This window comes from Kitasatospora sp. NPDC088783, from assembly GCF_044750705.1.
Lineage (GTDB): Bacteria > Actinomycetota > Actinomycetes > Streptomycetales > Streptomycetaceae > Kitasatospora > Kitasatospora fiedleri.
Window position 1 is genome coordinate 15,517 of record NZ_JBIVKJ010000004.1, and the last position, 18,489, is coordinate 34,005.

The following is an 18,489-nucleotide window of genomic DNA, read 5'->3' on the forward strand; positions in this document are numbered from 1 at the left end:
GGTGCTTACTTGGACTCGACCGCGTGGCCGCCGAACTGGTTGCGCAGCGCGGCGATCATCTTCATCTGCGGGGAGTCGTCCTGCCGGGAGGCGAACCGGGCGAACAGCGAGGCGGTGATCGCGGGCAGCGGCACCGCGTGGTCGATCGCGGCCTCGACCGTCCAGCGGCCCTCGCCGGAGTCGGCGGCCCAGCCCTTGAGCTTGGCCAGGTGCTCGTCGTCGTCCAGCGCCCGGACCGCCAGGTCGAGCAGCCAGGAGCGGATGACGGTGCCCTCCTGCCAGCTGCGGAACACCTCGCGCACGTCGGTGACCTCGGGGGCGGCCTCCAGCAGCTCCCAGCCCTCGGCGAAGGCCTGCATCATCGCGTACTCGATGCCGTTGTGGACCATCTTGGCGAAGTGGCCGGCGCCGACCTTGCCGGCGTGCACCGAGCCGAAGTCGCCCTCGGGCTTGAGCGCGTCGAAGACCGACTGCACCTTGGCCACGTCGGCGGCCTCGCCGCCGTACATCAGCGCGTAGCCGTTCTCCAGGCCCCAGACGCCGCCGGAGACGCCGCAGTCGACGAAGCCGATGCCCTTCTCGGCCAGCAGCTCGGCGTGCTTGACGTCGTCGGTCCAGCGCGAGTTGCCGCCGTCGACCACCACGTCGCCGGGGGAGAGCAGGTCGGCCAGGCGCTCGACGGTCTCCTGGGTCGGGCCGCCGGCCGGGACCATCACCCACACCACGCGGGGCGCCTCCAGCTTGGCGACCAGCTGCTCGATGCTGTCGACGTCGGCGAGGTCCGGGTTGCGGTCGTAGCCGGTGACGGTGTGGCCGGCGCGGCGGATGCGCTCGCGCATGTTGCCGCCCATCTTGCCGAGACCGATGAGGCCGAGCTCCATGACAAGTCCTTCACTGTGGTGTCGTGCCTGATGGCGGCGCCGTTGCCGCACCCACTGAGCCTACGCCGACGGGGAGGGAGCGCCGGGCAGCCACAGGGGCGCGGGGGCGGTCGCCCCTCGCGCCCCTGGTGGACGGGTGGCCGGTCAGCCGGAGAGGCGGACCGGCATGATCAGGTACTGGTAGGCCTCGTCCGGCTCCGCGTCGACCGCGGCCTTGCCGGTGAGCAGGGCCGGCTTGGTCGGGGTGGTGAAGCTCAGCTGCGCGTAGCCGGCGTCGATCGCCTTGAGCCCCTCCTCCAGGTAGCCGGGGTTGAAGGCGATCGAGATGTCGTCGCCCTCCAGGTCGGCGTCGATCCGCTCGGTGGCCTGCGCGTCGTCGCCCGAGCCGGCCTCCAGGGTGAGCACGCCCTGCTCGAAGTTCAGCCGGACCGGGGTGTTGCGCTCGGCCACCAGCGAGACGCGCTTGAGCGCCTCCAGGAAGGGCTGGGTCTGCACCGCGGCGACCGCCGAGAACTCGGTCGGGAAGATCGACCGGAACTTGGGGAACTCGCCCTCCAGCAGGCGGGTGGTGGTGCGCCGGCCGGCGCCCTCGAAGCCGATCAGACCCTCGCCCGCGCCGCCGGCGGACAGCGCGATGGTGACCTGGTCGCCGCTGCCCAGCGACTTGGCGATGTCCTGCAGGGTCTTGGCGGGGACGAGCGCGACCGCGTTGATGTCGTCCTGCTCGGGCTTCCAGAGCAGCTCGCGGACGGCGAAGCGGTACCGGTCGGTGGCGGCCAGGGTGATCCCGCTGCCGTTGATCTCGACCCGGACGCCGGTGAGCACCGGCAGGGTGTCGTCGCGGCCGGCGGCGACCGCGGCCTGGCTGACCGCCGAGGCGAACACGTCGCCCGGGACGGTGCCGGTGGCGGTCGGCATCTGGGGCAGCGCCGGGTACTCGTCGACCGGCAGGGTCGGCAGCGTGAAGCGCGAGCTGCCGCAGACCACGCTGACCCGGGCGCCGTCGGTGGAGATCTCCACCGGGCGGTTCGGCAGGTTGCGCGAGATGTCGTTCAGCAGGCGACCGGAGACCAGGACGGTGCCGGCCTCCTCGACGTCCGCCTCCAGCTCGACCCGGGCGGAGACCTCGTAGTCGAAACCGGAGAGCGCCAGGGTGCCCTCCTGCGCGGTCAGCAGCAGGCCGGCCAGCACCGGCACCGGCGGCCGCGCGGGGAGGCTGCGGGCAGCCCAGGCCACCGCCTCCGCGAGGACATCACGCTCCACCCGGAACTTCACCGGTAACCGCCTCCTGGCTGCATCTCGCCGCACGGCCGGCCGGTACCGCCGGCCCGTGCTGTCGATCGTCTGATCCCGTTCGGCGACCGGTCGGGCGGATCAGCTCCGCCCCGTCCTGCTCCCGGTTGCCGAAGGACAGTCTGACGTACTCGGCTGACAGCCGGGGCAGATGGGCACAAGCGAGCCGAACAAATGTCGGGGCCCGGTTGTCCACAGATTCGGGCCACCCCCACTGTTGATCAAGTTCCGAGCTCTCTATGTGTAGCAGTAGTAGTAGGGCCTGTGGATACCGTGGATAACCCCGTTTTCGCAGGTCAGCGGCCAGATTTTGTCCACAGGTCCTGTGGATGGCGGCTGTGGACAACCAGGCCCTCCTGTGGACAGCGGAGAGTAATCCACAGGGCACGCTGAGTATCCACAGGTTATCCACAGCTGTTTCCACAGAAAACGGGAGAGTTATCCACCGGCCCGGATCAACATCACGTGACGCCTTTCACACGCAGGGGTGACGGACGCGTTGATGTTGCCGAACTGTGGACAGAGCTGTGGAAAACCTGGGGATAACTCGGCCATTCCTGTGGACAGCCGGTGGATAACTCCGTGGACCGGCTGACGCCCCCTCAGTTCTCCACAGGCTGTGGATAACTGTTGTGCACAAGCCCCCAGGGGGTTGACCTGCGCGGAAGAGCGTAGCCCGGTCGGGGCTGTGGAGGAACCTCGGGATAACCGGCCGCTGTGCACCCTGTGGACGGGGAAAACCCACCCGTTCCTGTGGACAACCGGGGGTGCGCACCCGAACCGTTCGATTTGCCGCGCAAACGTTCGCCGGTGCGAAGGGCCCGCGCAAGGGGCCGTTCCGGGTGTTTCTGCCCCGCCGGAAGCCCTTCCACACCCCCGTTCGGCCCAGGGCCGGCCCCGACCGAACGGATCCGGCCGGCCGGGCGGGCACCGCCGCGTTCGATCGGCCGCCCGCGGCCCGCCCCTACTACAGGGCCCCCGCCGCGGTCCGCCGAAGGGCGGCCCGGCCACCCGGACGAGTGCTCCCCGCCGCACGCGCACCACTCGTCCGGGTAACGCTCAGGTCGTCCGGGCAACGCTCCGGGCAGCCGAAAGGGGAGCCGGGCCGCCTCGGCCCGACTCCCCTTCGATACGTCAACTACCGCTCTGCTCAAGGCTTTTGAGCCTTCGAGCCGACCGCGGTCCGGTCGGTCCCCGCGGTGCCCCGGTTTTGTTAGCTAGCTCTTGATGCGGTTGGTCAACTCGGTGACCTGGTTGTAGATGGACCGGCGCTCGGCCATCAGCGAGCGGATCTTGCGGTCCGCGTGCATCACCGTGGTGTGGTCCCGGCCGCCGAACTGGGCACCGATCTTCGGCAGCGACAGGTCGGTCAGCTCCCGGCACAGGTACATCGCGATCTGCCGGGCGGTCACCAGCACCCGGCTGCGGGAGGAGCCGCACAGGTCCTCCACGCCCAGCCCGAAGTACGCGGCGGTCTGCTGCATGATCACCTGCGCGGTGATCTCCGGCCCCGCGTCCTCGTCCCCGCCCGGGATCAGGTCCTTCAGGACGATGCCGGCCAGCTCCAGGTCCACCGGGGCCCGGTTCAGGTTGGCGAAGGCGGTGACCCGGATCAGCGCGCCCTCCAGCTCCCGGATGTTCCGGGTGATCCGGGAGGCGATGAACTCCAGCACGTCGGCCGGGGCGTTCAGCTGCTCCTGGATCGCCTTCTTGCGCAGGATCGCGATCCGGGTCTCCAGCTCCGGCGGGGTGACGTCGGTGATCAGCCCCCACTCGAAGCGGTTGCGGAGCCGGTCCTCCAGGGTGATCAGCTGCTTGGGCGGCCGGTCCGACGAGAGGACGATCTGCTTGTTGGCGTTGTGCAGGGTGTTGAAGGTGTGGAAGAACTCCTCCTGCGTCGACTCCTTGCTGGCCAGGAACTGGATGTCGTCGACCAGCAGGATGTCGATGTCCCGGTAGCGCTTGCGGAACGCGTCCGCCTTGCCGTCCCGGATCGAGTTGATGAACTCGTTGGTGAACTCCTCCGAGCTCACGTACCGCACCCGGGTGCCCGGGAACAGGCTGCGCGAGTAGTGCCCGATGGCGTGCAGCAGGTGGGTCTTGCCGAGCCCGGACTCGCCGTAGACGAAGAGCGGGTTGTACGCCTTGGCGGGCGCCTCGGCGACCGCCACCGCCGCGGCGTGCGCGAAGCGGTTGGAGGCGCCGATCACGAAGGTGTCGAACAGGTACTTGGGGTTCAGCCGGGCGTTCGGCTCGTCCTTGCGCGGGCCGCCGGCCGGGGGAGCGCCGGGCGGGGCCGGGACGCCGGGGGTCCGTTCGACCTGGGCGTGCTGCTGCGCGGCGGGGCGGGCGCCGCGCCGGGAGCCGCCCTGGCGCGGCCGGTCCTCGTCCGGGGAGCCGAGCGCCCCGCCGAACAGGTCGCCCTGCGCCGAGTCCGGGCCCGGCCGGTGCGAGCGCCGCGGGGCCGGGTCGGGCCGCCGCTCGGGCAGCGGGGCCGGCTCCCCCCAGCCGCCGGCCTCCGCGCCGGGCTGGTGGTCGCGGTACGGGGCCTGCGCGGGCGTCCGGTAGGGCTCGGCCGCCGGGTAGCCGGGGGGCGGGTACGCCGAGCGCTGGTAGTCGTCCCCGCCCCGGCCCGGCCAGCTCCCGGGCGGCGGCCCGGGCTGCTGGTAGCCGGGCCCGCCGCCCGGGTAGGGCTGCTCGGTCCGGACCGGGTAGGGCTGCTCGGCGTGCGCCGAATAGGGCTGCTCGGCGTGCGCCGGGTACGACGGCTCGGGGCGCGGGTGCGGCCACTCCGGGACGGGCTCGTGGTCGAGGTCCGACTCCGGGTCGGGCTCGCCTGCCGGGGCGGCGGTGGCGTCCACCATCACCGCGATCCGGACCTGGCGGCCGAACTCCTGCGAGATGGCCTCGGTCAGCTGCGGCAGCAGCCGGCCCTCCAGCACCTGCTTGGCGAACTCGTTGGGCGCCGCGAGCAGGGCGGTGTCGTGCATCATCCACATCGGCTGGGTGCGCCGCACCCAGTTCTTGTCCTTCTCCACGACATCGCTGTCGCTGACCAGTCGCTCGACGACCCTCGACCACATCAGGACGAGATCGCTGTTGACATCAGCCACTGGTACACGCTTTCTCGTTCCCCGAGCAGGGGGAGCCAGGCAGGTCAGGACGGGAGGTCCGGGTGCCGCCTCACCGGGGCGGCCACGGGCGGAGAACAAAAGAGACAAGTCCTGCAACGGTAGTCAGCGCGCAGAGCTGATTCAAGTTTCTGTCCACAGGCTGTGGGTAACGGCGTGGCGGCCACCTGGTTTGACCCTCGGACCCGCTCCCGCGTACCGTAACCAGGTCGAGTTGTCGATGGCCGCTGCCGCATGTCCGCGGGTCCGCCCGCTTCCATGACGCGCGCAGCACGGGCGCCGTGGTGGTCCCAGCCCAGCAGATCTGGGTGTCGGGGTCCGGATTTCCCAGTGCAAGGGGAGATCGCGCGGACGCACGGTGACGGCCAAGCGATTCCCCGTCATCCTACGATTCACCCCAGGAGCCCCCGAGTGAGCAAGCGCACCTTCCAGCCGAACAACCGTCGTCGCGCCAAGACCCACGGCTTCCGGCTGCGTATGCGTACCCGCGCCGGCCGCGCCATCCTGGCGTCGCGTCGCGCCAAGGGCCGCAGCGCCCTGTCCGCCTGATCCGCGCAGAGGGTCTGCAGTGCTGCCCACCGAGAATCGGCTGCGGCGGCGCCAGGACTTCACGACCGCGGTGAAACGCGGTCGTCGCGCCGGTCGGCCCCTGCTGGTGGTCCACCTCCACAGAGAGGTGGCGCCCGACACGGGGGCCGACCGGAACAGCGACTTCCACCCGCACGTCGCCGAAGGGCCCCCTTCGGCGCGTGCGGGTTTCGTCGTGAGCAAGGCCGTGGGGCCGGCCGTGGTCCGCAACGCGGTCAAGCGTCGCCTGCGTCACTTGGTCCGAGAGCGCCTGTCCCGGTTCCCCGCAGGTAGCCTGATAGTGGTAAGGGCGCTGCCGGCTGCGGCGACGGCTCCCTACCAGGATCTCGAACACGACCTGGACGCGGCACTGCGCCGCCTGCTCAGGTCCGAACCGACCGGCAGTGCCCCGACGGGAACAGGGCGATGAAGTACCTGCTGATGGGCCTGATCAGGCTCTACCAGTGGACCATCAGTCCGCTGCTCGGTCCGGTGTGCCGTTATTACCCCTCGTGCTCGCGCTACGGGTACGAGGCGGTTCGCGTCCACGGCGCGATCAAGGGCGGTTGGCTGACCGTCTGGCGCATCCTGCGCTGCAATCCTTGGTCTCCCGGTGGGGTCGACCATGTTCCGCCGCGAAAGCACCCGGTGTGGCACCGCCGGCTGCGCAATCTGCTGAACCCCACGAGCGGGACCGCCGAGCCGGAGCCGGTGGCGAAGCCCGATGTCCAAGGAGTCTGACCGGTGATCCTCGGCTTTCTGAGTCCCCTCTACACAGCGGTGTCCTGGATCATCGTCCAGTTCCACTCGCTGTTCAGCCACGTCTTCGATCCGGACGGCGGCCTGGCGTGGGGCCTGTCCATCGTGATGATGGTGGTCGTCATCCGGATCTGCCTGATCCCGCTCTTCGTGAAGCAGATCAAGGCGACCCGGGCCATGCAGGCGATCCAGCCGAAGATGAAGGCCATCCAGGAGCGCTACAAGAACGACAAGCAGCGCCAGTCCGAAGAGATGATGAAGCTGTACAAGGAGGCGGGCACCAACCCGTTCTCCTCGTGCCTTCCGATCCTCGTGCAGGCGCCGTTCTTCACCGCCCTCTACGGCGTGCTCCACTCGATCGCCATCGACAAGACGATCGGCGTCATCAACACGCCGCTGCTGGAGAGCGCCCAGCGGGCGCGCATCTTCGGCGCCCCGCTGTCGGCCAAGTTCGTCGGCGCGGACAGCGTCCAGATCCAGATCGTCTGCGCGGTCATGATCGTGCTGATGTCGCTGTCCCAGTTCGTCACCCAGCGCCAGCTGATGACCAAGAACGTCGACCTGTCGGTCAAGACGCCGTTCATGCAGCAGCAGAAGATGCTGATGTACGTCTTCCCGGTGATGTTCGCCGTGATGGGCATCAACTTCCCGGTCGGTGTGCTGGTCTACTGGCTGACCACCAACGTCTGGTCGATGGGCCAGCAGCTGGTCGTGATCCGCAACAACCCGACGCCGGGCAGCAAGGCGTGGGACGAGCGCCAGGCCCGGCTGAAGAAGCAGGGCCGGATCAACCCGGACGGCTCGATCCAGAAGGCCGGCCTGGCGGCGATGCTCAAGGGCGGTTCCAAGGGCGGCGCGGCGGCCGACGCCCAGGCGGCGGTCGAGGAGAGCGTGCAGGTGCGCCGGCAGCAGCCGCGCAAGCAGAGCAAGGCGCAGCGGCAGGCGTCCGCGACCCACCAGGCGCAGACCGGGGAGCACCCGGACGCGCAGGACGCGCAGGACACGGCGGCTGACGAGGCGCGGGCCACCCCGGCCGGGGCCGCGTCGGCCGGGAAGTCCGGTACGAAGGCGGGCGGGCCGAAGCCGGGGGCCCAGCCGGGCCAGGGCCAGCGCCAGCAGCCGCGGCGCGGTGGCCAGGGCGGCCAGCGGCCGAAGAAGAAGTAGTCACCCACCCTCGTTCCCGGCCCCACCCGAGGGCCTCGTTTCCGAAGGAGTCCACCTGTGACGGATGGCACCACCTCCGCCGTCGACACCGCCCCGGCCGGTGAGAGCGTCCTCTCGCGTCTGGAGCACGAGGGTGACATCGCCGCCGACTACCTGGAGGGTCTGCTGGACATCGCGGACCTGGACGGCGACATCGACATGGACGTCGAGGGGGACCGGGCGCTGGTCTCCATCGTCGGCGAGGGCGACGACCGGACGCTGCAGCGGCTGGTGGGCCAGGACGGCGAGGTGCTGGAGGCGCTCCAGGAGCTGACCCGGCTGGCCGTGCACCGGGAGACCGGTGAGCGCAGCCGCCTGATGCTGGACGTCGCGGGCTTCCGGGCGCGCAAGCGGGCCGAGCTCGCGGAGCTGGGCGCGGAGGCCGCCGAGCGGGTCAAGGGCACCGGCGAGCAGGTCAAGCTGCGGCCGATGACCCCGTTCGAGCGCAAGGTGGTGCACGACGCGGTGGCCGCCGCGGGGCTGCGCAGCGAGTCGGAGGGCGAGGAGCCCCAGCGCTGCGTGGTCGTGCTGCCGGCCTGACGCCGGTGGTGTTGCCGTTCCGGCGTCCGACCCCGCCCGCCTCGCGCGGGCGGGGTCGTCGGCTCTGCGGCGGAGTGGTGTTTCACGTGGAACAGTGCTGGTAGGGCGGGTGGATTCGACGGTGAGCGGAGAGGCAGAGATGGACAGGGACGGCACGGAGTCCGAGGCGCCGCTGGAGGGGCCGGGTCAGGCACCGGAGGCGGCGGGACGGATCTTCGGCGATCGGCTGCCGCTGGCCGTGCGCTACACCGAGCTGCTGGCGACCGCAGGGGTGCAGCGCGGGCTGATCGGCCCGCGCGAGGTGCCCCGGCTGTGGGACCGGCACGTGCTCAACTGCGCGGTGCTGGCCGAGCTGCTGCCCGCCGGGGTCTCGCTGTGCGACGTCGGTTCGGGCGCCGGGCTGCCGGGCATCCCGGTGGCGCTGGCCCGGCCGGACGTGTCGGTGACCCTGCTGGAGCCGCTGCTGCGGCGCACCACCTTCCTGGAGGAGGTGGTGCGCGAGCTCGGTCTGGAGAACGTCACGGTGCTGCGCGGCCGGGCCGAGGAGACGATCGGCAAGCTGGCGGTGGACGTGGTGACCGCCCGCGCGGTCGCGCCGCTGGACCGGCTGGCCGGCTGGGGCATGCCGCTGCTGCGGCCCTACGGCCAGATGCTGGCGCTGAAGGGCGACACCGCCGAGCAGGAGCTGGCGGAGTCGCGGGCGGCGCTGGCCCGGCTCGGCGCGGTGAAGTGGTCGGTGATCGGGGTCGGCGAGGGCGTGCTGGTGACCCCGACCCGGGTGGTCCGGGTGGAGGCGGGGGAGAGCCCCGGCGGCGTCAAGGCGGCCACCCGGCGGGCCAGGGCGGCCCGGGCCGGACGCGGTGGCAAGGGTGGCGAGGGCGCCGGGCGGCGCGGCGGGAGCCGCGGGCGGCGCTGAGCCGGAGCGGATGACGCCGAGCCGGAGCGGGTGGCGGCGGGGTCGAGCCGGAGCGGGTGGCGGCGGGGTCGAGCCGGAGCGGGTGCGGCGGGTCCGTCGGGCCCGGCTGGCACTGGTGTTCGGGGCGGGTGGCCGAGGGGCCGCCCGCCCCGTTTCGGTTCGGGCGGGCTCGGAGTGTCGGCCCGGCGGATCATGACATTCCGGGCATCGTGTTTCACGTGAAACGTCGCTTCCTGCTCTCCGGCGTACTGGATCAAGACCGCAACCGGACCCGGGACAGTCATCCGGAGGTGACTGTCGCGGCCCCGGTTTCACGTGAAACACTGACCCCCATGCAGGAGTCGGAGATCGTCGATCAGGTGGATGACACCCCCGTCGCACGGGCCGCGTCCGCCGCCGTCCCGGTTGCCGGGCACACCGGGGAGGCGCTGCCCCGGCCCGCCGCGACCCGGGTGATGGTGGTCGCCAACCAGAAGGGCGGGGTGGGCAAGACCACCACCACCGTCAACCTGGCCGCCGGGCTGGCCATGCACGGGCTGCGGGTGCTGGTCATCGACCTCGACCCGCAGGGCAACGCCTCGACCGCGCTCGGCATCGACCACCACGCCGAGGTGCCGTCGATCTACGACGTGCTGGTCGAGGGCAAGCCGCTGGCCGACGTGGTGCAGCCGGTGGTCGACGTGGAGGGGCTGTTCTGCTGCCCGGCCACCATCGACCTGGCGGGCGCCGAGATCGAGCTGGTCTCGCTGGTCGCCCGGGAGAGCCGGCTGCAGCGTGCCATCGCCGCGTACGAGCAGCCGCTCGACTACGTCCTGATCGACTGCCCGCCCTCGCTGGGCCTGCTCACCGTCAACGCGATGGTGGCCGGCCAGGAGGTGCTGATCCCGATCCAGTGCGAGTACTACGCGCTGGAGGGCCTGGGCCAGCTGCTGCGCAACGTGGAGCTGGTGCGGGCGCACCTGAACCCGTCGCTGCACGTGTCGACCATCCTGCTCACCATGTACGACGCCCGGACCAGGCTGGCCGCGCAGGTCGCCGAGGAGGTGCGGGCGCACTTCGAGAAGGAGGTGCTGGCCACCGCGATCCCGCGGTCGGTGCGCATCTCCGAGGCCCCCAGCTACGGGCAGACCGTCCTGTCCTACGACCCCGGCTCCACCGGCGCGCTCTCCTACCTGGAGGCGGCCCGCGAGCTGGCGCTGCGGGCCGAGGTCGCCAAGCCGACGGTCGGTCGGCACCGGGCGAACGCGGCGGTCGTTCCGCCGCAGAGCGGCGGGGAGACGTCCGCGCCGACGGCACAGCACAGTTCGATGGAGGGCAACCGGTGAGTGGCACGCGCAGGGGTCTGGGCAGGGGTCTGGGGGCGCTGATCCCGGCGACCCAGCCGGCCGCCGGGGGAGCTCCGGCCGAGCCGGCCGAGGCCGCGCCCGTCGCGGCGGCGCCGGTGGTGCCGACCGACCGCGGCACGGTGGCGGCCAAGGCCGCCGCGGAGAGCCTGCGGGAGCTGGCCGGCGACCAGCGCCGCAGCGTCCTGGAGGCGGCGCTGGCCCCGGTGAACGGCGCCCGGTTCGCCGAGCTGCCGCTGGAGTCGATCAGCCCCAACCCGCGCCAGCCGCGCGAGGTGTTCGACGAGGAGAAGCTCGCCGAACTGGTCGCCTCGATCAAGGAGGTCGGCCTGCTCCAGCCCGTGGTGGTCCGTCAGACCGGACCGGAGCGCTACGAGCTGATCATGGGTGAGCGCCGCTGGCGGGCCTCCCGGATCGCCGGGCTGGACGTCATCCCGGCGATCGTCCGGGCCACCGAGGACGACAAGCTGCTGCTGGACGCGCTGCTGGAGAACCTGCACCGCGCCGAGCTGAACTCGCTGGAGGAGGCCGCCGCCTACGACCAGCTGCTGCGCGACTTCGCCTGCACCCACGACCAGTTGGCGAGCCGGGTCGGCAAGTCCCGTTCGCACGTCTCCAACACGCTGCGGCTGATGAAGCTGCCGGTCTCGGTACAGCTGAAGGTGGCGGCCGGGGTGATCACCGCGGGGCACGCCAAGGCGATCCTGATGGTGCCGGACGCCGAGCGGCAGGAGAAGCTGGCCGAGCGGGTGGTGGCCGAGGAGCTGTCGGTGCGCAGCACCGAGGAGGTGGCCCAGCTGCTGGCGGGCACCGAGCCGAAGCCGAAGAAGGCCCCGTCGCGCGGGGCCCAGCTGCCCTCCCCGGCCTTCGACGAGCTGGCCGGGCGGCTCTCGGACCGCTTCGAGACCCGGGTCAAGGTCGAGGTCGCGCAGCGCGACGGCAAGTTCGGCCGGGGCAAGGTGGTACTGGAGTTCGGTTCGGTCGAGGACCTGAACCGGATCCTGGACAGCCTGGCCCCCGGCGAGCAGGGCCTGTCGCTGTCCTGACCGGCGGTCCCGGACGGCGTTCCACGGGTGCATGTTTCACGTGAAACGTGCACCCGTTCCGTTGGGCGGAGCAGACTGGGGTCTGGACGGTTTCCGCCTGGAGGAGGAGGTGCGGGCGTGGGACGGAGGGTCGTTCCGCTGACGCTGGACAACCTCTCGGATCTGCCGAACACCTGCCGCTCCTGCGTCTTCTGGGAGCTCGACCCGGTCAGCGGGCGGGACGCGCAGGACGCCGGCAAGGGGGAGCTGGAGAAGGAGGGCTGGATCTCCGCGGTGCTGCTGGAGTGGGGCTCCTGCGGCCGGGTCGCCTACGTGGACGACCGCCCGGCCGGGTTCGTGCTCTACGCCCCGCCCGCCTACGTGCCGCGCGGGCAGTCCTTCCCGACCAGTCCGATCTCGCCGGACGCGGTGCAGCTGATGGTCGCCCGGGTGCTGCCGGACTTCCAGGGGCAGGGTCTGGGCCGGGTGCTGGTGCAGTCGGTGGCCAAGGACCTGGTCCGGCGCGGCTTCCGGGCGATCGAGGCGTTCGGCGCGCAGGGGCGGGAGGTGCCGAGCTGCGTGCTGCCCGCCGACCACCTGCTGGCGGTGGGCTTCAAGACCGTCCGGCCGCACCACCGGTACCCGCGGCTGCGCCTGGAGGCGCGCACCACGCTCTCCTGGAAGGGCGACGTGGAGGGCGCGCTGGAGCGGCTGCTCGGCGGGCGGCGGCCGGAACCGGTGCTCCGGCCGCTCTGAGGGAGCCGTTCTCCGCGCCGGGGCGCCCGCGCCCGGGCGACGGCCCGGGCGCTCAGGGCTTCCTGACGAAGCCCCGGACGGCCCCGGAGACGCCGAGGCGGCCCGGACGGGGTCTCCGTCCGGGCCGCCTCGGTGACGGTCGGGCCTACAGGTACTCGGCCAGCTCGCGCAGCAGCGCGGCCTTCGGACGGGCGCCGGTGATGGTCTTCACCAGCTCGCCGCCCTTGTACACGTTGAGCGTCGGGATGGAGATCACGTTGTACGCCGCGGCGGTCTCCTGGTTGGCGTCCACGTCGAGCTTGACGACGGTCAGCTTGTCGCCGTGCTCGGCCGCGATGTCCTCCAGAACCGGGGCGACCTGGCGGCACGGGCCGCACCAGGTGGCCCAGAAGTCGACGAGGACGGGCTTGTCGCTCTTGAGGACCTCGGCGTCGAAGGTGGCGTCGGTTACTTCCTTGGTGGCGCCGGCCACGGGAACTCCTTGGGGTCGGAGGAGAGGTGCGTCAGTGATAACAACGACGGGGGCGGATCTGTTTCTGCTCCCGCCCGGGCGTACCTGACCGGGCGTCAGACCGCGACGGCGGCGGCCGGGGCCTCGTCCGCGTCGGCCAGCGCGGCCAGGTAGCGCTCGGCGTCCAGCGCGGCGGAGCAGCCGGTGCCGGCCGCGGTGATGGCCTGGCGGTAGGTGTGGTCCACCACGTCGCCCGCGGCGAAGACGCCGGGGAGGTTGGTGCGGGTGGAGGGGGCGTCCACCGTGAGGTAGCCCTCGGCGTCCAAGTCCAGCTGGCCCTTGAACAGTTCGGTGCGCGGGTCGTGGCCGATGGCGATGAACAGGCCGGTGACGGCCAGCTCGCGCAAGTCCCCGGTGTTGGTGTCGCGCAGGGTCAGGCCGGAGAGCTTCGGGTCTCCGTGGATCTCCTCGACCGCGCTGTCCCAGGCGAAGGTGATCTTCGGGTCGGCGAAGGCGCGCTCCTGCATCGCCTTGGAGGCGCGCAGCGAGTTGCGCCGGTGGATGACCGTGACGCTGCGGGCGAAGCGGGACAGGAAGGTCGCCTCCTCCAGGGCGGTGTCGCCGCCGCCGACCACCGCGATGTCCTGGTCGCGGAAGAAGAAGCCGTCGCAGGTCGCGCACCAGGAGACGCCGCGGCCGGAGAGCTTGTCCTCGTTGGGCAGGCCGAGCTTGCGGTGCTGCGAGCCGGTGGCGACGATCACGGCGCGGGCGCGGTGCACGGTGCCCTCGGAGTCGGTGACGGTCTTGATCTCGCCCGTCAGGTCGACCGCGACGACGTCGTCCGGCACCAGCTCGGCGCCGAAGCGCTCGGCCTGGGCCCGCATGTTGTCCATCAGCTCGGGGCCCATGATGCCGTCGCGGTAGCCCGGGAAGTTCTCCACCTCGGTGGTGTTCATCAGCGCGCCGCCCGCGGTGACCGCGCCCTCGAACACCAGCGGCTGGAGGGAAGCACGCGCGGTGTACAGCGCAGCGGTGTATCCGGACGGGCCGGAACCGATGATGATCACGTTTCGGACGTCGCTCACTGCATCTCCTGGTCTGCCTGGCGTCCCGCTCGCGCGGGGGAGGGCGGTCTGCTCCGCCGCCCCGGACAACGACTCACCAGTCTCCCGCATTCCCAGGCCCGGCCGCACCAACCGCCCGTGCTCCGGGCGCGCGGGGACCGGCCGGGCGAGGAATCAGGGGGCGGGGACGGAGCTGTGCAGCAGGATCGTCGATCCGGGGCAGTCCGGGGTGGCCAGGTAGACGTCCAGCGGCCCGCCGCCGCCGGGCGGGCGGAACACCAGGGCCAGCACCGGCCGCCCCTGGTAGCGGCCCGGAGCGGTGGCGGCTGGCCGCTCGCCGGGGTGCCCGGCGGCCTCCAGCGCGCAGGACGGGGCCGCGGCCGGTCCGTCGGAGGTGGCCTGGCCGAGCTGGTGCGGTGCCTTGCCCTCCAGCAGCTGCCGGACCTGGGCGGGCAGCCGGTCGGCGGTGAACTCCGGACCGTCCTCCGCGCCGCCGCCCGGGGCGACCTGCTGGGGCGCGGCGGTGCCGGTGGTGCCGCTCGCCCCGGCGGTGTCGGTCGGGCGGGAGCCGTCGGCGAGGGCCGGGCTGTCGGCCGCGGTGGAACGGCCGGCGGCGGGGCGGCTGGCGGCGCTGTCCTGCCGGCCCGTGTCCTGGCCCAGCAGCGAGCCGCCCAGGCCGACGGCGAGCGCCGCCACCGCGACGGCCGCGGTGGCGAGCAGCAGCCGGGCGCCGCGACGGCGGCGGGCCGGGCGGCCGGGGCCGGTGGCGCCGGACGGGGAGCCGGTCGGGGCAGTGGTGCGGGGCGGGGCGGAAGCGGTGCGGACGGCGGGGGCGTCGGGGACGGCCGGTGCGGGCGGCCACGGGTGGCGCTCGGCGCGGGCGGCGGACTCGGCGGCCAGGGCGGCCGTCAGCCGGTCCGCGACGTCCGGCGGCAGGGCGGGGGCGGGGACGTCCGCCAGCAGCGCGGGGAGGCCGCACAGGGCCGCGAAGTCCTCGGCGCAGGACGGGCAGTGGGCCAGGTGCGCGTGCAGCGCGGCGGCCCGCTCGGGCGGCAGCAGTTCCTCGGCGAGGTCGGCGAGGGCGTCCAGATCGGGGTGCTCGGAAGGCGGGTGCGGCGTCATCGCGGGGTCGCATCTCCTTCCAGCGCGGGCGAGGGATCCGTGGATGGGACGGGGGAGGGCGGGTTCGGGTTCCCGTCGCGGGGGCCTGGCGGGGCGGTGCCGCCGCCGTCCGGGCCCGCCGGTGTTCCACGTGGAACACCGGCGGGACGCCGGTCCGGTCCGGTTCCACGTGGAACACCGGCGGACGCGGCGGCCGTTCCCCGTGGAACGGCGGCGGGGCGGGCGGCCGGTTCGGTTCCACGTGGAACGGTGCCCGGTCCGAGGTGGCGCAGCAGCGGCAGCAGCCGGGCCCGGCCGCGGGCGCAGCGGCTCTTCACGGTGCCGACCGGGACGCCGAGCACCTCGGCGGCCTCGGCCACCGGGTAGCCCTGCATGTCGACCAGCACCAGGGCGGCCCGCTGCTCGGCGGGCAGCTCGGCCAGCGCGTCGGCGACCTCGCGGCGGGTCTCGGCCCGCACCGCGTGGCTCTCCGCGCCCTCGGCAGCGCCCAGCGCGCGCTCCGCGGCGCCGTCCGGCCGCTGGTCGAGCGACTCGGCCCGGCGGACCGCGCCGCGGCGGACGCGGTCCAGGCAGGCGTTGACCACGATGCGGTGCAGCCAGGTGGTGACCGCCGAGCGGCCCTGGAACCCGGCGGCGGCGCGGAACGCGGAGACCAGGGCGTCCTGGAGCGCGTCGGCGGCCTCCTCGCGGTCGCCGAGGGTGCGCACCGCGACGGCCCACAGGCGGTCGCGGTGGCGGTGCACCAGCAGCCCGAAGGCGTCCGGGTCGCCCGCGGTGTGCCGGGCGAGCAGTTCGGCGTCGGTGGGCTCCTCGGCCATCCGCCCCCTCCTTGCGGTTCGGCCGTCCGCTTCGGCGGCCGTGGGTCACATCGTTGGGGATGCGCCGGAGCGGATCAAGGGGTGCGCGGTGTCCGGCGGCATCCGGGGGCGGCGGTTCGGGGCGGGGGTCAGCCGTTGACCTGGACCTCGGCCACCTTGCCGCGGAAGCCGCCACCGTCGTCGTTGGTCGGGACGTTGGTCAGCCAGAGCAGCAGGTACCGGGTGGTGACCGGCTTGGCGGGCTTCAGGGCGACCTTGCTGCCCGAACCGGAGGCGATCGAGGCGCCGAAGCTGCGGAAGCCCGCGTCGTCGGCGTTCGGGGCGCTGTTGGTGCCGCCGGGCGCGGCCTTCAGCTCCGCCTTGGTGTCGCCGATGAACTGGACGTCCACCGAGTCGACCTCGCGGGCCGAGCCGAGGTCGATCAGGATGCCGGTGCCGGGCCGGTAGGTGCCGCCGAACTGGTCGTTGTAGCGCTGGGTGGTCCAGGCGGTGGCCGGGTTGCCGTCGGTGGCGTTCGACAGTTCGCTGCTGTGCTCGTCCTTGGTGTCGCCGAACGCGTTGAACGGGGCGAGCGCGGAGATGGTGAGCTTCTCCCCGGCGGGGGCGGGGGACACGCCGGCCGGGACGGGCGCGGGGGTGCTGTGGCCGCCGGTGGCGGTGTCCTGGTGGTTGACGTACTGGGCCAGCTGCCAGGAGCCGACCGCCACCGCGGAGAGCGCGACCAGCGAGGCGGTCCACTTGAGCAGGCGGCGCAGCCCGCGGCGGCGCGGGTCGGGGGCCGCGGCGGCGGGGACGGGCCCGGGCGCCGGGACGGGCTCGGTGCGGGGGAGCGCCTGGGTCGGCGCGCTGCTCGCGTAGCGCGGCCGGGCGGCGGGCAGGGCGCGCAGCGCGGGCGGGACGGGCTGCTCGGGCTGCCGGATCTTCGGCATCAGGTCGATCGCCGCGGCCAGCTCGGCGGGGGTGGTGATCGGCTCCTTGTGGTGCGGGGGCTGCTCGCACAGGATGCGGGCGGCGAGCTCCGCGAGGCCCTTGTGGACGCCCGCCCGGACCTGGTCCGGCGGGACGCAGCCGAGGTCCTTGGGCAGGCCCTGGAGGTCGTAGCGGTCCTCCGGGTAGGGCCAGCGGTGGGTGAGCGCCGCGTACAGCAGCGCGCCGATCGCCCGGACATCGGTCAGTTCGGCGTCCTCCGCGGGCAGGCCGCGCAGCGCCGCGTCCACCGCGATGCCGTTGATCCGGTACTGGCCGCCGTCGGTGCGCAGCACGCACTTGGGGGTGAGCCGCAGGTGCGCCTGGCCGCGCCGGTGGGCGGCGGCGATCGCGTCGGTGACCTGGCGGACCATCTGGTACGCGTCGTACGGCTCCATCGGGCCGTCCGCCAGCAGCTCGCCGAGGTCCCGGGCGCCGGGCAGCCACTCGCGGATGACGTAGACCAGCTCGCCCTCCTGCACCGCGTCCAGCACCTGGACGAAGCGCGGGTCGCCGAGCAGGGCGGCGCTGCGGGCGGCGGTGAGCACCGACTTGGCACGGCGGTGGCCGGCCGCGAGCAGGTGGACGCCGACGGCGCGGCGGAGCTTCTCGTCGACGGCGCGCCAGCTGGTGAAGGTCTCCGACTCGGAGATGCACTCCTCCAGCCGGTAGCGGGCGCCGATCTTGTCGCCGCTGTGCCGCTGCGGGGCGGGCAGCACGGTGGGCAGGGTGGCGGTGTCGGCGTCCAGGGTCTCGGTGCTGGTGGCCGGGGCGGGCTCGGAGGGTTCGACCGGCGGCAGCGGGCGGCGCACGCCGCGGGCGCGGGAGGGGCGCTCCGGGCGGGCCCCCTGGGCGGTGAGCTCGGCGTCGATCTCCTGGGCGGAGAGCGGGGCGGTGGCCTCGGCGGGCGGGGCCGGTGCCGGCTCGGCGGCGGGGGCGGCAGAGGTGCCGGGAGCGGCAGGGACGCCGGGAGCGGCAGGGACGCCGGGAGCGGCAGGGGCATCGGGAGCGGGGGAGGCGCCGGGGGAGGCGGGGGCGCTCTTCGGGGCCGCTGCGCGCAGCGGGGTGGTCTTCGGGTCCGCCTTCGCGGTGCTCTTGCCGTTGCCGCGGTCGCCGCCCTTCGGTTCGGTCCGCGCGCCCGGCTTGGTGCCGCCCTTCGCCCCGGCCTTCGCGGAGCCGTTGGCGGCGGCCCGCACCGCGCCGTTCGGGGTGCTCCCGGCCGGACCCTCGGCGGCCGGGCCGCGGTCGGAGTCGTGGTCGGAGCCGTGTTCGGACCCGCGCTCGGAGCCGGCGTCGCGCTCCGCGGCCGCCGGTGCGGCCTCGGTCGCCGCCCCGTCCGCCTCGGACGTGTCGACGATCGCCTTGGTGCCGTCAGCCACCGTGGTCCTGCCTCCCCTTGTGTCGCCCCGGTCCATCCCAGGACGGTCGATGGCTCCGTACCGGAGCGGTCGGCCGTGCAGGGTCAATTGTGCCCACTACCGGACGTCGGGTACGACCTCTGAGAGTGGCGGGAGGTTGCCCGATTGCCCACTTCCGGCGGAACAGCAGACGAATGGGCCGGAACCGGGGGTGTGCCCCGACTCCGGCCCAGGCAAAGCGTACTGAGGTTCCGACGGTTCGTCCTCGTCCGGGTTGACGTCCAGTCAACCGGGGG

The 18,489-nt window shown here is 73.1% G+C and carries 17 protein-coding genes; 9 read left to right on the plus strand and 8 right to left on the minus strand.

The window, feature by feature from the left end; translation table 11 throughout:
- Positions 1-5 precede the first annotated feature (5 nt).
- The 3 genes from gnd to dnaA all read right to left on the minus strand — a co-directional run bounded on the left by gnd (position 6) and on the right by dnaA (position 5,287).
- The gene (gene gnd / locus ACIP60_RS12460; RefSeq protein WP_400682753.1) at positions 6-881 is read right to left on the minus strand and encodes a phosphogluconate dehydrogenase (NAD(+)-dependent, decarboxylating); all 876 of its coding nucleotides are present in this window, start codon (positions 879-881) and stop codon (positions 6-8) included.
- Positions 882-1,025: 144 nt separating this feature from the next.
- Complete coding sequence (dnaN, locus tag ACIP60_RS12465; RefSeq protein ID WP_100837223.1) at positions 1,026-2,156, minus strand: DNA polymerase III subunit beta; 1,131 nt, start codon at positions 2,154-2,156, stop codon at positions 1,026-1,028.
- Positions 2,157-3,391: 1,235 nt separating this feature from the next.
- Positions 3,392-5,287 (minus strand): chromosomal replication initiator protein DnaA, encoded by a 1,896-nt coding sequence (gene dnaA, locus ACIP60_RS12470; protein ID WP_400682756.1) that lies wholly within the window; start codon positions 5,285-5,287, stop codon positions 3,392-3,394.
- Between the two features lie 429 nt (positions 5,288-5,716).
- On the opposite strand from dnaA, the gene rpmH reads away from it, so the two are divergent.
- The 9 genes from rpmH (at position 5,717) to ACIP60_RS12515 (ending at position 12,414) form a co-directional block, all read left to right on the plus strand.
- The gene (gene rpmH / locus ACIP60_RS12475) at positions 5,717-5,854 is read left to right on the plus strand and encodes a 50S ribosomal protein L34 (RefSeq protein ID WP_043915359.1); all 138 of its coding nucleotides are present in this window, start codon (positions 5,717-5,719) and stop codon (positions 5,852-5,854) included.
- A gap of 19 nt (positions 5,855-5,873) precedes the next feature.
- A complete protein-coding gene (rnpA, locus tag ACIP60_RS12480) occupies positions 5,874-6,302 on the plus strand; it encodes a ribonuclease P protein component (RefSeq protein ID WP_400682761.1) in 429 nt (142 codons plus the stop codon).
- Positions 6,299-6,613, plus strand: coding sequence for a membrane protein insertion efficiency factor YidD (gene yidD / locus ACIP60_RS12485; RefSeq protein ID WP_100837226.1), 315 nt, complete (start codon positions 6,299-6,301; stop codon positions 6,611-6,613). The genes rnpA and yidD overlap by 4 nt, the downstream gene beginning before the upstream one ends.
- Before the next feature lie 3 nt (positions 6,614-6,616).
- Positions 6,617-7,795: a membrane protein insertase YidC gene (gene yidC, locus ACIP60_RS12490; protein ID WP_400682765.1), complete on the plus strand. Its 1,179-nt coding sequence runs from the start codon at positions 6,617-6,619 to the stop codon at positions 7,793-7,795.
- A gap of 57 nt (positions 7,796-7,852) precedes the next feature.
- On the plus strand, positions 7,853-8,374 hold the full coding sequence (locus ACIP60_RS12495; protein WP_400682767.1) for a protein jag: 522 nt from the start codon (positions 7,853-7,855) through the stop codon (positions 8,372-8,374).
- Between the two features lie 139 nt (positions 8,375-8,513).
- Positions 8,514-9,290 (plus strand): 16S rRNA (guanine(527)-N(7))-methyltransferase RsmG, encoded by a 777-nt coding sequence (rsmG, locus tag ACIP60_RS12500; RefSeq protein ID WP_400684125.1) that lies wholly within the window; start codon positions 8,514-8,516, stop codon positions 9,288-9,290.
- 332 nt (positions 9,291-9,622) lie between these two features.
- Positions 9,623-10,615 (plus strand): ParA family protein, encoded by a 993-nt coding sequence (locus tag ACIP60_RS12505; RefSeq protein WP_100837229.1) that lies wholly within the window; start codon positions 9,623-9,625, stop codon positions 10,613-10,615.
- Positions 10,612-11,679: a ParB/RepB/Spo0J family partition protein gene (locus ACIP60_RS12510; protein ID WP_400682770.1), complete on the plus strand. Its 1,068-nt coding sequence runs from the start codon at positions 10,612-10,614 to the stop codon at positions 11,677-11,679. The genes ACIP60_RS12505 and ACIP60_RS12510 overlap by 4 nt, the downstream gene beginning before the upstream one ends.
- Positions 11,680-11,796: 117 nt before the next feature.
- On the plus strand, positions 11,797-12,414 hold the full coding sequence (locus ACIP60_RS12515) for a GNAT family N-acetyltransferase (protein ID WP_400682773.1): 618 nt from the start codon (positions 11,797-11,799) through the stop codon (positions 12,412-12,414).
- Between the two features lie 145 nt (positions 12,415-12,559).
- Here ACIP60_RS12515 and trxA read toward each other — a convergent pair whose 3' ends face one another.
- From trxA to ACIP60_RS12540, 5 genes are all read right to left on the minus strand, one after another.
- Positions 12,560-12,886, minus strand: coding sequence for a thioredoxin (trxA, locus tag ACIP60_RS12520; RefSeq protein WP_014137010.1), 327 nt, complete (start codon positions 12,884-12,886; stop codon positions 12,560-12,562).
- A 95-nt stretch (positions 12,887-12,981) separates the two neighbouring features.
- Entirely contained in the window at positions 12,982-13,950 is a 969-nt protein-coding gene (gene trxB, locus ACIP60_RS12525) for a thioredoxin-disulfide reductase (RefSeq protein ID WP_400682776.1), read from the minus strand.
- A gap of 153 nt (positions 13,951-14,103) precedes the next feature.
- Entirely contained in the window at positions 14,104-15,051 is a 948-nt protein-coding gene (locus tag ACIP60_RS12530; protein ID WP_400682778.1) for a hypothetical protein, read from the minus strand.
- Positions 15,048-15,869 (minus strand): RNA polymerase sigma factor SigM, encoded by an 822-nt coding sequence (gene sigM / locus ACIP60_RS12535; RefSeq protein ID WP_400682780.1) that lies wholly within the window; start codon positions 15,867-15,869, stop codon positions 15,048-15,050. The genes ACIP60_RS12530 and sigM overlap by 4 nt, the downstream gene beginning before the upstream one ends.
- Before the next feature lie 128 nt (positions 15,870-15,997).
- The gene (locus tag ACIP60_RS12540; protein ID WP_400682782.1) at positions 15,998-18,214 is read right to left on the minus strand and encodes a protein kinase family protein; all 2,217 of its coding nucleotides are present in this window, start codon (positions 18,212-18,214) and stop codon (positions 15,998-16,000) included.
- Positions 18,215-18,489 lie beyond the last annotated feature (275 nt).

Bases quoted from the DNA above. Each gene is read 5' to 3' on its own strand.
- yidD (WP_100837226.1), top strand. From the start codon at position 6,299: ATGAAGTACCTGCTGATGGGCCTGATCAGGCTCTACCAGTGGACCATC.
- rsmG (WP_400684125.1), top strand. From the start codon at position 8,514: ATGGACAGGGACGGCACGGAGTCCGAGGCGCCGCTGGAGGGGCCGGGT.
- gnd (WP_400682753.1), bottom strand. From the start codon at position 881: ATGGAGCTCGGCCTCATCGGTCTCGGCAAGATGGGCGGCAACATGCGC.
- ACIP60_RS12530 (WP_400682778.1), bottom strand. From the start codon at position 15,051: ATGACGCCGCACCCGCCTTCCGAGCACCCCGATCTGGACGCCCTCGCC.
- sigM (WP_400682780.1), bottom strand. From the start codon at position 15,869: ATGGCCGAGGAGCCCACCGACGCCGAACTGCTCGCCCGGCACACCGCG.
- ACIP60_RS12505 (WP_100837229.1), top strand. From the start codon at position 9,623: ATGCAGGAGTCGGAGATCGTCGATCAGGTGGATGACACCCCCGTCGCA.